The following is a 14890-nucleotide window of genomic DNA, read 5'->3' as shown; positions in this document are numbered from 1 at the left end:
TATGCAGTTCTTCTGCAAAGCTGAATGGCTTCTTTGCTCGGTGTAATACTAATCTCCGATAAAAGTATAAGCCTCTCTACCGCACGGGGTGGAAACCGCAGATTGAATATTCTTTTCAATACTATCGTTCATCTCATAAATACCTTCCCGCGGGCATCCAGCTTTTTAAAAAACAGCTCTTCCTCAAACCGCTTTAACATCCACACCTTCTTGGAGGATACGCAGGTTTCGCCCTTTTTATCCGAGATTGCGCAGCAGATATGCTCGTTAGCGATATTTTGGGCGTTCACTTGGAGGATACTAATGATTGTCACCTCAAATAATACTGTTTCATTGAATAGTATTATAACACGCTTGATATGACATGTCTTATCAGCCAATCCTTGTGACAATCGGCAGCCGCAGAAAAGCGCGGCTGTTTTTTTGTATCCTGCAAACCACTCGTTAGGCGAAATGTCTAAAAGAAGGCTACTGCCGATAATCCTGGTTGCTGCAATTATAGTTTATTTTTTTAATGTCGGTAAATCTGCAGTAGCCGTAATCTCCTTCCGGAAAGTTCCATATTGCTTCACAATATGAAGCCACCTTCATGCCGTCGAGCTCTTTGTAATCTCGAAACGGCGTTGACCATTTTGCCTTTCGAAAAGATCCGTCATTTTTCAATTCATATCGGTCTTCACTGATAAAATTGATCAGTTCGCCTCTTTCATTAAAATAGAGGGTTGCTGATACAGTACAATAAGCAGTATTAAAAATAGCTTTTACTGTCGTGTCGTCAATTTCCTCCCAAGAAATTCGATCATCAATGAGGGCGGCCGGTGCAAAAAGGCATATATCATTTAAGAGAGTGATTGAATCGCTGATTCTCATTTCCTGACCCTTTGCATCTGCCACAGTAATTAGGCCCGCCAGTTTTATATGCATATTCGCTTTTTTATCCGTATACGAATGCAAAGCATATATAGGCAGTCCGTAAACCTTCAATTTCATATAACACAGACGAATGAGCTGAGTGTCTAAAAAATTATATTGTTCAATATCGAGTGGCGTCCAATCTGAATTATTACTCATTTTCATTTCGCCTTTTGCCAGCACCGAGAAACTATGTACTTTTTCCTTACCAATTGCACCGACATATTTTATATAGTTCTGAACAGGTTTCGGTAAATCCTGAATATCTTCCAGTGTGAGAATAGTATTATCAGCTCCATATATCTTCTCAAGTGCTCTTTTAGCCTCATTTTTATATTCTCTCAGAAGACTGCCGGAATTATAAAACAATACCAAAGCAACACAAATAAGCAATAGAATAATACATACCCAAATATATGTTCTGTCCATTTCAAGCACCCCCGTTAGATTGATAATTGAGATTTATGGATTTCATCGGTTTTTTTAAGCATTTTATCTATATACTCATACAGATTATCAGTTTCCTGTGCCGTCAGGCAGCCGGTTATATCTGTGATAAACCGATTGTCCTGCAATTCACGGTTCTGCCAAAACAAATGGCATTTTTCAGTCAAAACGAGCCGGTATGCCCTTGTATCCTGTTTATTTTTTTCTATTTGTAAAAAACCTTTTTTCTCGAGCTTCAGCGCAAGCTGTTTTACATTTTGGCGGGAGCTTCCAATCAATTCTGACACTTCACTAAGGGTTGGCGGTGTCTCTGAAAATTGATTAATAGCGGCTACCAAAAACCACTGTTTTGCTGTAATATCATCTCCTTCGAGATATTTATCACTCACAGCCTGTAATTTATTTGCCAACAAAAACAGGTTTCCAAACAAGACGGCCTGCTTATCAGTATTATTCAACGCTTTCACTCCTTTTTTAGTTTAGCCATAAGCTTTCCTTAGATTATTATAGACGGATTATATGTAATATATTACGCATCGTTCTTCTTGTCAAGCGAATAATATTAATCTCCGATAAAATCATTGATAAAAAAATGCATCAAAGCCCATAAACGAAAGGTTTTGATTTGATTTTTATATGCTTTTTAATCGGAACTTAGTATAATACTGCTTTTTTCTGCCTGATTATCCCAGCTTGAGCCTTGGGGCAGGGATAGAATGAAAAATGGGAGAAGAATACATAATACTGATCTCTTATTAAAATCGCCTGCTTGGCCGGTGGATACTTATCGATGTTCCTGTCCGCATAAAACTGAAATGTACCGTCAAGAATAAACAGGAATAGTCTGATAATTATCCTCTGATTTGTAATGCCCAAGGGAGGCGGGTATCATTGAGCTCAAAGCTAACCCCGGACGAATACTCCGAGATTGCAAAAAAGGCCGAACATAAATCCAGTACGGTAAAAGACTGCATCATGGCCTTTCTGGTTGGCGGTTTCATCTGCACCATCGGCGAGGCGCTCATCTCACTTTATATGCGCGGCGGAATGGCAAGGGATGTGGCAAGCACCCTCTCCTCCATTACGCTCATCTTTATCGCAGCGCTGCTTACCGGGCTGCATGCGTTTGATAATATTGCCAAGTATGCGGGGGCCGGAACACTGGTGCCCATCACCGGCTTTTCAAACTCCATGGCGGCACCCGCGCTCGACTTCAAGAGCGAGGGCTTCATTCTGGGGCTGGGCGTAAAGATGTTCTCTATTGCCGGGCCGGTCATCGTATACGGCATCTCCGCAGGGATTATCTACGGGATTATTATCTATCTTTTTAAACTGTACTAAAATTAATCTCTCATTAAAGGGGTGCATCCCCCATTTAAAAAGGAGGCTGCAGCATGCCGACACGTCAGGGAAGATACACCTTGCGGCTGGATAGCTGCCCGAGCATTGTCAGCTTTGCGGCGGTGGTAGGCAAAAAGGAGGGCGAGGGGCCGCTTGCGCAGGAGTTCGACATCATCTGCGACGACACCACCATGGGCGAAAAAACATGGGAAAAGGCCGAGAGCCGCCTGCAAAAGGACGCCGTAAACAGGGCGCTTTCCAAGGGTGGGCTTTCTGCCAGCGAGATGGATTTTATCCTTGCGGGCGACCTGTTAAACCAGTGCATCAGCTCCACCTATGGCCTGCGCGACCTTAATATCCCGTTATTCGGGCTGTACGGGGCGTGCTCCACCATGGCGGAATCGCTGTGTCTGGGCTCTATTATGGTAGATTCGGGGGCGGCCGGTCACTGCGTGTGCGTAACCTCCTCCCACTTCTGCTCGGCCGAGCGGCAGTTTCGTTACCCGCTCGAGTACGGCAGCCAGCGCCCGCCCACCGCGCAGTGGACGGTAACAGGTTCCGGCTGCGCGGTTGTTGCCCCATCCTGCAAGGCACCCTATGTGCGCGCCGTAACGGTGGGCAAGATACAGGATATGGGCATTACCGACGTCAACAACATGGGTGCCGCCATGGCGCCCGCCGCGGCGGATACCCTTAAAACTTTTTTTATGGATACCGGTACTACCCCCGACAATTACGACTTAATCCTCACCGGCGACCTTGGGCAGGTGGGCTCTCAGCTGGTGGAGGAGCTGCTGCAGCGTGAAAGCTTTGATATCAGCAAGCGGCACAGCGACTGCGGGCTCTTAATCTTCGATATCAAAGAGCAGGGGGTAAACGCGGGAGGTTCCGGTTGCGGCTGCAGTGCCTCGGTGCTCTGCTCGCATATTTTAAATAAGATTCAGCACAAGGAGCTCAACAACGTCCTGTTTTTAGCAACCGGCGCACTGATGAGCCCCACCAGTTTGCAGCAGGGCGAGAGCATTCCCGGCATAGCGCATCTGGTACACCTTTCAAGCACAAGCTATCAGGATGACTGTACGATAAATGGGCACTAAAAGTATTACGAAAGGCGGTTAATGGATTATGCAATATCTCAATGCCTTCTGGGTGGGCGGCATGCTGTGCGTTATTGCCCAGATACTCATCAACAAAACCAAGCTCACACCCGCAAGGATTCTAACCACCTATGTGGTGTCGGGGGTAATCTTGGGGGGCTTTGGTGTCTATAAGCCGCTGGCTGAATATGCGGGTGCCGGCGCTACCGTACCGCTCACCGGCTTCGGCTACCTGATTGCCAAGGGCACCAAAACCGCCATCGAGCAGCTCGGCCTGATGGGGGCCTTTACCGGCGGGCTAACCGCTACCGCCGGCGGTATTGCCGCCGCTATCTTCTTCGCGCTGCTGATCGCGCTGATCTTCAAGCCGAAGGATAAAACCTGAGAACTCCTTTTCATGATATTTTCCTCCTTGAAAATAGTAAGCGGGGCGGTAATACTTATCTTCCTGATGAGTATTTTAACCGCCCCGATACTTTTATGCGCGATCTTATTCGGGTTGTTTCATACTTTATTTTCACTAATAACCGGTATAATAAAATCAATGTTCGCCATTCCTGCTGCAACACCGAATTAAAGGAGCCTGATCGATGCACAAACTCAAGTTTATCCTTAAAACCATCCTCGGTATGGATTATAAAACGATGCTTGCAAAGGCGCGCGTGGTGCATGAGCGCACCCGCAAGCTTACACTGTTTATATTAATAGATATGATCTTTTGCGGCATAAGGTACGGCGCGGGGTACATGGATTACACCGTGCTGGAGTTTTACCGTCTTAACAAGGCGCAGCGTGATACCTATATGACACGCGGGCGCAGCAACCAGCTGGTAAGGGCGCTTAACAACCGCGCCTACTGGCACTTTTTTGAGGACAAGACCGAGTTCTTAACCCGCTTTTCCGCTTATCTGAACCGCGCGTGGATCAACCTGAAAACCGCCGACGAGCAGGCCTTCGAGGCGTTCTGCGAAGGGCGTGAGCGGATGATGGTAAAGCCGGTGGACGGTGACGGCGGCAAGGGCGTAGAGCGCATTCTGCTTGCCGATTACCCCGATAAAAAGGCGCTTTACCGCAAGCTGATGGATAACAACCAAACCCTCTGCGAGGAGTATGTGGTGCAGCACCCGGCTCTGTCGGCTATCTACCCCGATTCGGTGAACACCCTGCGCATCGTGTCGGTGGTAAGAGAGGATGGCGGGGTGGATATCACCCGCTGCCTCATCCGCATCGGTGCTGGCGGTGTAGTGGATAATATCTCAAGGGGCGGCATGGCGGCACTTATCGACAGCAAAACCGGCGAAATCGTCAAGCCCGCCCATGATAAGAACGGTAATACCCACTATGTCCACCCCATTACGGGTGCGCCGATTGTGGGTGCCGTTATCCCCATGTTTGACGAGGTTTTAAAGATGGTTACCCGCGCTGCCAAAGAGGTGCCGCAGGTGCGTTACTGCGCGTGGGATGTGGCGGTGTGCGAAAGCGGGCCGGTGTTCATCGAGGGCAACCAATATCCCGGGCACGAGATTCAGCAGCTTCCCCCCCACAACGAAAACCACACCGGTATCTGGCCGATATACAAGCAGTACCTTGGGATTAACCCTTAGCTGCACCATTTGCTGCCCCAAAAGGACTTTTCTCTTTATTTCTTTACTCAATGTGCTATAATACGATAGGAGTGTGATAATTTTTGCCATTTAAAGGAGTATGCTCATTATGCACGCACTGAAATTCACCATTAAAGCCATCCTATGCATGAATTACAAACAGCTGTTTGCAACAGCTCGTGAGGTGCACAAACGCACTCATAAGCCTGTGCTGTTTATATTGATAGATATTGTTTACTGCGGGCTGAAATATGGCTCGGGGTATATGGATTATCTGGTAATGGAATTGTACAACCTAAGCCGGGCTCAGCGCGATACCTATATGACGCGCGGGCGCAGCAACCAGCTGGTAAGGGCACTTAACGACCGCGCCTACTGGCACTTTTTCGAGGATAAGACCGAGTTCTTAACCCGCTTTTCCGCTTACCTGAACCGCGCGTGGATTAACCTGAAAACCGCCGACGAGCAGGCCTTCGAGGCGTTCTGCGAAGGGCGTGAGCGGATGATGGTAAAGCCGGTGGACGGCGACGGCGGCAATGGCGTAGAGCGTATTCTGCTTGCCGATTACCCCGATAAAAAGGCGCTTTACCGCAAGCTGATAGATAACAACCAAACCCTCTGCGAGGAGTATGTGGTGCAGCACCCGGCACTTTCGGCCATCTACCCCGATTCGGTGAACACCCTGCGCATCGTGTCGGTGGTAAGAGAGGATGGCGGGGTGGATATTACACGCTGTCTGGTTCGCTTTGGCTCCGGCGGCGTGGTGGATAACATCTCAAGCGGCGGCATGGCGGCGCTTATCGACAGCAAAACCGGCCAGATTATCAAGCCCGCTTACGATGAAAACGGAAGCACCCACTATGTTCACCCCATTACGGGTGCGCCGATTGTGGGTGTCGTTATTCCCATGTTTGACGAGGTGCTGCAGATGGTTACCCGCGCTGCCAAAGAGGTGCCGCAGGTGCGTTACTGTGCTTGGGACGTGGCGGTATGCGAAAACGGGCCGGTGTTCATTGAGGGCAACCAATACCCGGGCGCGGAGATTCAGCAGCTGCCCCCCCACAACGAAAACAACACCGGTATCTGGCCGGTTTATAAGAAGTACCTGAAGATTTAACACACAACACAGCAATCATAGAAGAAGGAAAGGGTACCTACATGAAGCTTAAACACGCAATCTTTGACATGGACGGCCTGCTGTTCGACAGCGAACGGGTTTACTTAAACGGCTACAACGACCTTGCACCCAAATACGGCATTACACCCGACTACAAGCTGTTTTTAAAAACCGTAGGCACCGCCTATGAGCGGTCTAAGGCGGCCTTTTTAGAGGTTTACCCCAACCTTGATTACGACGCCATGCGCGACGAGCTGCGCGTTTACATGCGTCACGCAATGGAAAGCGCATTAATCCCGCTCAAACCCGGCGTACATAACATCCTCTCGGCACTTAAAAACAACGGGGTAAAGGTCGCGCTTGCCACCTCCACCCGCCGCCCGCTTACCACCTTTATGCTCAAAACGGCGGATATTGCCGACTATTTTGATATCAGCGTTTGCGGCGACGAGGTTACCGAAGCCAAGCCCAACCCTGAAATCTTCTTAAAGGCGATGCAAAGCCTGGGTGGCACCCCCGAAACCACCATGATCTTTGAGGATTCGCACAACGGTATCCGCGCGGCCAACGCGGCGGGTATCCCCGTTATCATGGTGCCCGACCTGCTTGAGCCGCTCGATGAGTTGAAAACCTTCGCGGTGGTGAAGGATTTAAACGAGGCGTTAAGCCTGATATTGCCGATGATTATCGTAGAAAACAAATAGACAGGAGCGTATCTGCCATGCTGGATTACAAATTCGATACCCAGTTGCTGATTGAAGGGCACGACCTTTCGGAGGATGCGATTAACGAACACATCGCCAAGAACATCGAGGGCGACTGCCTGATTGCCGTGGGCGATGAGGATTTAATCAAGATCCATTTTCACACCAACACGCCGTGGAAGGTGCTGGAGTATTGCGCCTCACTGGGCGATATCCACGACATTGTCGTAGAGAATATGGAGCGTCAGGAAAACGGCCTGCAGGGGTAGGCACAGGTAAGTAACATCATCTGTTTTGCGAGAGGAGAATTACAATGAACTGCCCTTTTTGCGGTGCCGAGCTGGAGCCGGGGTATATTTACGGCAGAAGGGATTGTGGCTTACTGTGGCTGCCTGCCGGTGAAAAGGCGCCCTTGCTTGTATCAGAAGAAACGGTTAAGCACCAAAACGGCATGATATTGGGTGAAAGGCCGGGCTTGGAAAATACTAAGCTTGAATATCATCTTTGCAGAAAATGCCGCAAGGCGGTCAGCATTTTTTAGCTCGTATAAATACCATCCGTGCCGGGGCCTGTTGGATTACCTGCGTGAAGGGTTCGCATTCCGCTTAATGGCCTAAAAGGAACAAAACCTGCCTTTTAAATTATATTTAGGGGGAAAGATTATGCACTTGTATAATGCAAGTTCACTGTTTAATGAAGCGTCCTCAGAAGAGATTCTCAGCATCGTGAACAATCCGGAAAAGCTAAGGGCTAAGTTAATCGAAATAAAGAAAATGCTTTTAAAGGTTTATAACTTTAAAGCCTATCATGTACCGGAGGATTTCACAACGGCCTCTTATATCATCGCCACCAATCATTTAACCGATTCCGATGCTCCGCTGATTATGAGCTATTATTATGATGTTATGCGTCAGGTGATGGATACCTATCCGCAGCTGTTTGTTTTCGCCAAGGAAAACTGCTTTAACGGGGTTTCCATCCCCAAGGAATTATTGCCGATATTAGAGATGGAAAAGGTGATTCCGGTAGACCGAAACAGCTTGGGCGGTTCTATGGCGGCAATCAGAACCGCAGAGAAGTGGTTTAAGGAAGGCCCAAAGCCAAAGCACTTTTTGATATTCTCTCAGGGAACCATCTATGACATCAACAAGGATAAACCGGAGGATATCGAGCGCGGAGCGTTCTGGCTGGCGAAGTCCCTGGGTATTCCTGTTTTGCCGGCGTTTATCGAGCAGGCGGTTGAAGGGGCCGAGAACCGCTTAATCTTCGCTAAACCAATCTCCATCCCCAAAAACTGCCGCGACCTTGATGAGGTTAAACAGTTATGGCTTAACCGTGTAATTGAAGCGCAGAATGAACTTGCAACACTTACAGGTATCCCGGCAAGAGAGGTGGCGCTGGATGCAGAACACCAAACAAGAAAAAGATTCAGACAAACCGAAAAGGCGTAACTCACCCTAATTGATAAGCTAAACTTAAGTTAGGAGGTATTGCTTTATGTCTGATGAATTGAAAATCAAAATGTACTCCTTTACGGTGGATTGCACAGACCCGCATGAGTTAGCAAAATTCTATGCGGCGTTGCTCAAATGGGAAGTATTGTCTATCGATGAAGATTATGCGTGTGTATACGCTCCGGGAACCAATCAGGGGGCATATCCCGGTATAACGTTTCAACGGAACCCTGCGTATCAACCGCCTGTGTGGCCGGAAAAGCCTGAAGCTCAACAGCAGATGGCACATCTAGACTTCGCCGTTAACGATTTGGAAAAAGCAGTTGAGTATGCAGTCCATTGCGGAGCAACCATCGCAGAGGAGCAATTTTCTGATACATGGAGAGTTATGCTCGACCCCGCCGGACACCCTTTTTGCCTATGTCAAATGAAAGCAGTTATCGAGAGCGCCCATTTCGCGTTGTTATAGAAAATCACGATATTTCTGTAAATATGGGTTTGATGGGTTTACTGAATTTGTTAAATCTTCAGAGTGGGAGAGGGCTAAAGATACCTTCTTTTCAGTCTTATAGTTATAATAATTCTTGCTGTTATTACCCATATTTCTAACTGCATAAAATAAGCACATCGGTAGTTTAAATACGACTAAAATTAGATTCGATTCTATCGTATAATTCCTAATAGATTGGTTGTTGTACATGATATTATCCCACAATAATAAGAAAAGTAATCTCAAACAAATAGCCGTCTATTTGCTATTGGTGTTTGTGCTGCCGCTTTTCTTCGTGCTTCTAAAAATGTACACGCCGCTGGGCCGCTCAGACGCTTTAACCCTAATCCTGTTTGGCCTAGAAGCGGCTGCCCCGTCGCTGGCTGCCATACTGACAGTCTTATATTTCGAAGCAAGCCATGGGCTCGGGCAATTTTTAAAAGAGCGCTATGTGTATCATTTCAATTTCAATATGGTGCTGCTTAGCTTATTCCTTCCGGTTGTGATAATCGGCGCAGCCAAGCTGTTTTCTTGGCTGTTTTTTCATATTCCGCCTACACTCGGGGTACTGACTTTTAAAAAAATCCTTATCGTGTGTTGGGCGCTGATTGCCGAAGAGCTTGGCTGGAGAGGCTTTTTTCAGGATAAACTCGGGATATACCTGAATGAATTAGTAATGCCGATCATACTGGGTATTATCTGGGCTGTATGGCACTATCACTATTTTATTTCCGGAACAATGTCCGCCCCTCTAATACTCTTCACACTTGGCTGTATCGCAGACAGTTACATCTATTTTGCTGTTACAAAAGCGGCAAACGGCAATATTGTTCCAGCGTCTGTATTGCATTTTTCAGAAAACCTCTGCTGCAATTTGTTCTCCATCAATCCGGAATACAACAACGGAAGTATCATACCTTATCTGCTGTATGTTACAGGCTCCCTGATTGCTGCAGCAATTACAATATTCATAACAATTAAGCGTAAAGAAAAAAACAAGGCATTATTATGAGCAATCCGGGGCCCTTATCGAGCTTTGCATGTATTGCCTATGTGAGGTGAAATTATGCAGTTCTATGAATTTGGCAAGAATAATACAAAGACTGTTATGTTCCTTCACGGAAATCTTATGACATGGAGGCAATTTTCTGATATATATCCTTTGTTGGATAACGAGTACCATGTAATTATCGTCGGCCTGGACGGTTTTGACGAAAACGAGAACACAACCTATCCCGGATTTGAAGAAGAAGCTAACCGCCTTTCAACCTATATTAAGGAGCACCTGAACGGTCATCTTGATATTCTGTTCGGCGAATCTCTCGGGGGTGGGCCTTCGGTATATCTTTTAAAGGACGATCGCGTACGGATCGGCCACATGGTATTAAGCGGGCCTGAGTATATGAATTACGGAATTTTCAATAAACCGCTGATTAAAATAATGCCAAAAAGATGTGTTAAGATAATAAACAGTATAAAAGGCGAGAATCCCAAACTGCCGTTGTATCTTAAAAAACTGCTTGCCCGTAAAGATAATAATATAGAAACAATGCTTAAAAAGGTGAGCCTTTGTGCAACCGAGGCTTCAATTAAAGCAACATGGGAATGGGGACTAAAAATGTATCCCATTCTTAAAAATTGGCCTCCTCAAACCAAAGCCAGCGTATCCGTTTGGTATGGCGAGAAGGAATATAATATGAAAAAGGCATTGAAAGAACTGCATAGGCTCTACCCCAATATGCAAGAGAATTGTTTTGCGGGGCTTGGGCATGGAGAAATTATTGATAATCCACACCGTTTGGTTGATGAGCTAAAGAAATTAACGGTTAAATAATCCGTTTTTCACAGATGAATTCTTTTTTTGTTTGAACATAATACACCCCTGCGCCGGACCGATGCTTGCTGAATGCAAACCTCACAAAACCCTATCTTTCCAAAAGCGCTCAGATATATGCGAAGCGTATCCTATAGTCTGTACACCGGATGTACAGACTTTTTTTAAATTGCATGATGACTTTCTCTTTACTTCTTTGCCAATAAAATATTTATAATATGACGCATCGTTGTCAAGTTACAACGATTATACTGAAATCACAATCAAAAACACAACCGAAAGGAAGTATTGTGATGACAGAAGGCACCACCCTGTATTGCCAAAGCTGCGGCATGCCCCTTGCAAAGGCCGAGGACTTCGGCACCAACACCGACGGCAGCAAGAATGAGGACTACTGTACCTACTGCTACCAGAACGGCGCGTTTTCCGGCAACCAAACCATGGAAGAGATGATCGAGCTTTGCCTTGATTACAGCAAGGATTCCGGCCTTTATACCGACCGTGAGCAGGCAAAAAAAGAGATGCTCGCATGGTTTCCCACCCTCAAACGCTGGAAGCAAGCATAGCAGGAAAGACTACCCGTGATACACTTCGGTGTTACAACAAGCTTAAAAGGAATGACATTGACATGGAGAAACTCGACTTTAAAAAGCAAAAGGAATTCTATCTGCCGCCAACCGAGCCAACCCTTATTAACGTTCCCGCCATGCGGTTTATTATGGTGGACGGTAAGGGCAACCCCAATATCGAGCGCGGCGAATACCAGCAGGCCGTTGAGATACTGTATGCGCTCAGCTACACCATTAAAATGAGCAAGCTGAGCGGGCAGCAGCCGAAGGGCTACATCGACTACACCGTAGCCCCGCTCGAGGGGCTGTGGTGGCTGGAAGACAGCACCGACATGGATTTTTCCCAAAAATCCAAATACTGCTGGACCTCCATGCTGCGCCAGCCCGAGTTTGTCACCCAAGAAGTGTTTAGCTGGGCCTGCGGCGAGGTGGCAAAGAAAAAGCCGCACATCGACGTAAGCAGAGCGCGGCTGTGCGACTTTGAAGAGGGGCTGTGCGTTCATATTATGCACATCGGCCCGTATGAAACCGAACCGCACACGCTTGCAAAGGTAGACGCTTTCATTGAACAGCAGGGGCTAAAAACCAACATCGATGCGGTTTTGCCAGACGGCACCATCCGGCGCCACCATGAAATCTATCTTGGCGACCCACGAAGGATATCTCCCAAAAAACGCAAGACCGTGTTGCGGCATCCCGTTGTGAAGGCCTAACTTTCCCATAGATATTGAAGCTACAAATGAATCGCCCCCTTCTCATATCACAGGGGGCGTTCCTATTTAAGGAGATATATGAAACCATTCTTTGAGCTGAAATCGCTCTATATCTGCGTAAAGGATATGGAAAGAGCTATCCGCTTTTACGAGTACCTTCTCGGGCAAAGGGTAACCGAAAAGAGCGATATCTACAGCGTTTTTAACATCGGAGGTTTTCGATACGGGCTGTTTGCCCACGAGAAGATGAACGAACCGAAAAGCTGGGGCAACAACTGCCTTCCTAGCCTAACGGTAAGCAGTCTGGATACCGCGTTGGAAAGGCTTCAAGCGCTACATGCCCCGATAGTGTTCCCGCTCACTGCCATCGGCACAAATCTGGTGCTGGAGTTTGCCGACAGCGAGGGGAATATCATTGAGCTTACCTGCCCCCTAGCTAAACACAACTCAACTGCAGGGGATACATGAAAACGCGGCAGATGATTTCTGCCGCGTGAGCGTGTCGAGAAACTCGACACGCTCCATAAGGGGGACTTCGTTCGTCACCAAACCAAGTGGTTTGGTTCCTCAGCCGTCCCCCTCATGAACACCCCCAAGCAAAAATGTCTGCTCACCGCAGACATTTTTAGCGGTATTGCTCCGGCGGCGCATGTCCGCCTGCGCAATGTTATTTCAATTTATACTTTTTGACAGCCTAACGCGGCAGATGATTTCTGCCGCGTCATTGTTATAATCTAAGTTTCCTCATCCTGCTGAATGCTCAGGGTAAGGCAAACGGTATCCTCTCCCTCTCGGGTGAGGTTGAAGCTTGCGCTTTCGCCATACATCAATCCGATACGCGCCGCAAGGTTTGCAAGGCTGGTGCCGGTAATCCCCTGCTTTGCCGTATGCTGAAGCTGACCTGTCTGCCTCTTAATCTCCTCTGCCTGCGCCGCCGTTGCCCCTGCGTCATCCTGCACCGTTACGGTAAGTACATTGCCATTAAGAGCAATCCTAATATCGATGAATAAGCTGTCACGGTGGTTTTCAAGCGAACGCATAATCGAGCTTTCCACCATCGGCTGCAAAAGAATTTTGGGTACCTTCAGGCCGTTAACCTGTTTATCGGCGGTAATACGGTACTCCAGACGGTCATTTACCTGAACGCGCTCTAAGAAGAGATACTCCTTTACATGCTCCACCTCTTTGGCAACACTCATACATTTTTCGGCGTTCATGGCATAGTCCACCATGGAGTAGAGCGTTTGGGTCATGGTTTGAATCTCATCCTGCCCGTTGCGCATCGCCGTCAGCTGTATCGACTGCAGCACATGGCACAAAAAATAGGGGTTGAAGGTTGCCTCCAGTGCCTCCAGCCGCAGGGCCTGCTCCTGCTGCAGGATATCGCTGTTCTGATTTTGAAGCGTCTCAATCCTGTCTGAAAGTGCTAAAAACCGTTTGTTTAAAAGCTCTCCCTCCAACCCGCCTTTAATATTCTCCAAAACGGCGGGCTTCCCTTCAGCAAGGCTGCCCATCGCGTCTGAAAGAGCATATAAAGGCTTGGCAAGACGACGGATATATAAGAAAAATACCAGCGCACCAATTAAGGCTAGTGAAAGAGCAACCCCCATAAATCTTATACTGTTATTCAACACCGCCTGAAAAATCACGCTTTCCGGCTCAAGGCTTACAAGCCGCCAGCCGGTATCTTTGGAGGTATCATAGGCCAGAAGGTAGTAATCCTTCTTAATCTGGGCAACCGAACCCGCCGCAGAGGCCTGTCCCACCAGATAGGGGCTTAGGTAAAGCATATTGGTGGCATTGACGATTGAGGTATTGGTGGAATAATACAGCCGGTTTCCGGAATCCAGCAGTGCAAGAATACGGCTGCTGTCCCGGGCAATGGCTTTAAAAAAGGAGTCATCTACCTCCAGCACCACAACGGCCAGCGGTTCTTGTGTTTTTATATCAATAATTGTTCTTGTAACGGTAAAAAGGCAATCCTTCTGCATACTGGGGCTGATATAGAGAAAATCGCCATTTGAAAGCGATTCCGTAAACCCGGGTATCTGGTTTTTCGGGGGATTTTTATTCTCCTTTACATCGGTGTTTCCCACCTCAAAGGTGTAGTTTTTGTCCTCACCCAGCAGATAAACCTTAAAGGAGTGTATATCGTTGCGCGAGTAGTAGATATTGCGAAGCAGCGTTTTAACATACTCCCCACCCTCAAAGGTACTCTCCGGCATACTGATAATCTTCATGAACTTCTCGTCGTTGCGAATCGAGATTGAATAGCTTTTGAGCGTTGCGTAGTAGTTTTCGAGCTCGCCTAGGCGCATCTCTACAACAGCTGTCTCTTTAGAGGCTTGCCCCAACCTCATGCTGTTTACCATGCCGCGCGCCATATACCCCAACAGCAGCAATAAGCAGGCAAGCAAAGAAAACGCCATTACCAGCGCCAGTTTTGCCGAAATCGTTATCGATTTTTTTTGTCTTTTTGTTCTCAGCATATCGAAAGCCATACCCTTCATCCTTCTGCGTTTTGCACAAAACGGCAATTTAGTTTATTATAGCACGTTTTCTCAGAAAATTTAAATGTTTTATATAAAATTTTTACTATATAATTTAC

General features: G+C 47.3%; 19 protein-coding genes. 15 read left to right on the top strand and 4 right to left on the bottom strand.

Going from position 1 to position 14890, the window contains the following annotated elements:
- Positions 1-128 precede the first annotated feature (128 nt).
- From BLR50_RS00800 to BLR50_RS00790, 3 genes are all read right to left on the bottom strand, one after another.
- Positions 129-380 carry a hypothetical protein gene (locus BLR50_RS00800; RefSeq protein WP_423230269.1) on the bottom strand — a complete coding sequence of 84 codons (252 nt, stop codon included), beginning with the start codon at positions 378-380 and terminating at the stop codon, positions 129-131.
- An 88-nt stretch (positions 381-468) separates the two neighbouring features.
- Positions 469-1341: a DUF6544 family protein gene (locus tag BLR50_RS00795; protein ID WP_092637512.1), complete on the bottom strand. Its 873-nt coding sequence runs from the start codon at positions 1339-1341 to the stop codon at positions 469-471.
- A 14-nt stretch (positions 1342-1355) separates the two neighbouring features.
- Positions 1356-1826, bottom strand: a complete 471-nt coding sequence (locus BLR50_RS00790; RefSeq protein WP_242871657.1) for a MarR family winged helix-turn-helix transcriptional regulator — start codon at positions 1824-1826, stop codon at positions 1356-1358.
- Between the two features lie 424 nt (positions 1827-2250).
- Here BLR50_RS00790 and spoVAC point away from each other — a divergent pair, with 424 nt between their 5' ends.
- From spoVAC to BLR50_RS00715, 15 genes are all read left to right on the top strand, one after another.
- Positions 2251-2700, top strand: a complete 450-nt coding sequence (spoVAC, locus tag BLR50_RS00785; RefSeq protein WP_242871656.1) for a stage V sporulation protein AC — start codon at positions 2251-2253, stop codon at positions 2698-2700.
- A gap of 53 nt (positions 2701-2753) precedes the next feature.
- Positions 2754-3797 carry a stage V sporulation protein AD gene (gene spoVAD, locus BLR50_RS00780; protein ID WP_092637506.1) on the top strand — a complete coding sequence of 348 codons (1044 nt, stop codon included), beginning with the start codon at positions 2754-2756 and terminating at the stop codon, positions 3795-3797.
- Between the two features lie 28 nt (positions 3798-3825).
- The gene (spoVAE, locus tag BLR50_RS00775; RefSeq protein ID WP_092637504.1) at positions 3826-4182 is read left to right on the top strand and encodes a stage V sporulation protein AE; all 357 of its coding nucleotides are present in this window, start codon (positions 3826-3828) and stop codon (positions 4180-4182) included.
- 205 nt (positions 4183-4387) lie between these two features.
- Positions 4388-5401: a sugar-transfer associated ATP-grasp domain-containing protein gene (locus BLR50_RS00770; RefSeq protein WP_092637502.1), complete on the top strand. Its 1014-nt coding sequence runs from the start codon at positions 4388-4390 to the stop codon at positions 5399-5401.
- 109 nt (positions 5402-5510) lie between these two features.
- The gene (locus BLR50_RS00765) at positions 5511-6518 is read left to right on the top strand and encodes a sugar-transfer associated ATP-grasp domain-containing protein (protein ID WP_162840264.1); all 1008 of its coding nucleotides are present in this window, start codon (positions 5511-5513) and stop codon (positions 6516-6518) included.
- Between the two features lie 41 nt (positions 6519-6559).
- On the top strand, positions 6560-7222 hold the full coding sequence (locus tag BLR50_RS00760) for an HAD family hydrolase (RefSeq protein WP_092637498.1): 663 nt from the start codon (positions 6560-6562) through the stop codon (positions 7220-7222).
- 17 nt (positions 7223-7239) lie between these two features.
- The gene (locus BLR50_RS00755) at positions 7240-7491 is read left to right on the top strand and encodes a kinase to dihydroxyacetone kinase (RefSeq protein ID WP_092637496.1); all 252 of its coding nucleotides are present in this window, start codon (positions 7240-7242) and stop codon (positions 7489-7491) included.
- A gap of 44 nt (positions 7492-7535) precedes the next feature.
- The gene (locus tag BLR50_RS00750) at positions 7536-7763 is read left to right on the top strand and encodes a PF20097 family protein (RefSeq protein ID WP_092637494.1); all 228 of its coding nucleotides are present in this window, start codon (positions 7536-7538) and stop codon (positions 7761-7763) included.
- A 121-nt stretch (positions 7764-7884) separates the two neighbouring features.
- On the top strand, positions 7885-8673 hold the full coding sequence (locus BLR50_RS00745) for a lysophospholipid acyltransferase family protein (protein ID WP_092637491.1): 789 nt from the start codon (positions 7885-7887) through the stop codon (positions 8671-8673).
- Between the two features lie 46 nt (positions 8674-8719).
- The gene (locus BLR50_RS00740) at positions 8720-9145 is read left to right on the top strand and encodes a VOC family protein (protein ID WP_092637489.1); all 426 of its coding nucleotides are present in this window, start codon (positions 8720-8722) and stop codon (positions 9143-9145) included.
- A 229-nt stretch (positions 9146-9374) separates the two neighbouring features.
- Positions 9375-10178, top strand: coding sequence for a CPBP family intramembrane glutamic endopeptidase (locus tag BLR50_RS00735; protein WP_092637486.1), 804 nt, complete (start codon positions 9375-9377; stop codon positions 10176-10178).
- 54 nt (positions 10179-10232) lie between these two features.
- Positions 10233-11000, top strand: a complete 768-nt coding sequence (locus tag BLR50_RS00730) for an alpha/beta fold hydrolase (RefSeq protein WP_092637483.1) — start codon at positions 10233-10235, stop codon at positions 10998-11000.
- Positions 11001-11293: 293 nt separating this feature from the next.
- Entirely contained in the window at positions 11294-11566 is a 273-nt protein-coding gene (locus tag BLR50_RS00725) for a zinc ribbon domain-containing protein (protein WP_092637480.1), read from the top strand.
- A 62-nt stretch (positions 11567-11628) separates the two neighbouring features.
- Positions 11629-12282, top strand: coding sequence for a GyrI-like domain-containing protein (locus tag BLR50_RS00720; RefSeq protein ID WP_092637478.1), 654 nt, complete (start codon positions 11629-11631; stop codon positions 12280-12282).
- Positions 12283-12360: 78 nt separating this feature from the next.
- Positions 12361-12750: a VOC family protein gene (locus tag BLR50_RS00715; RefSeq protein ID WP_092637476.1), complete on the top strand. Its 390-nt coding sequence runs from the start codon at positions 12361-12363 to the stop codon at positions 12748-12750.
- 266 nt (positions 12751-13016) lie between these two features.
- Here BLR50_RS00715 and BLR50_RS00710 read toward each other — a convergent pair whose 3' ends face one another.
- On the bottom strand, positions 13017-14783 hold the full coding sequence (locus BLR50_RS00710; RefSeq protein WP_162840263.1) for a sensor histidine kinase: 1767 nt from the start codon (positions 14781-14783) through the stop codon (positions 13017-13019).
- Positions 14784-14890 lie beyond the last annotated feature (107 nt).

Source organism: Acetanaerobacterium elongatum (assembly GCF_900103835.1).
Classification (GTDB): domain Bacteria; phylum Bacillota; class Clostridia; order Oscillospirales; family Ruminococcaceae; genus Acetanaerobacterium; species Acetanaerobacterium elongatum.
This window is presented reverse-complemented; position numbering and strand designations above follow the sequence as displayed.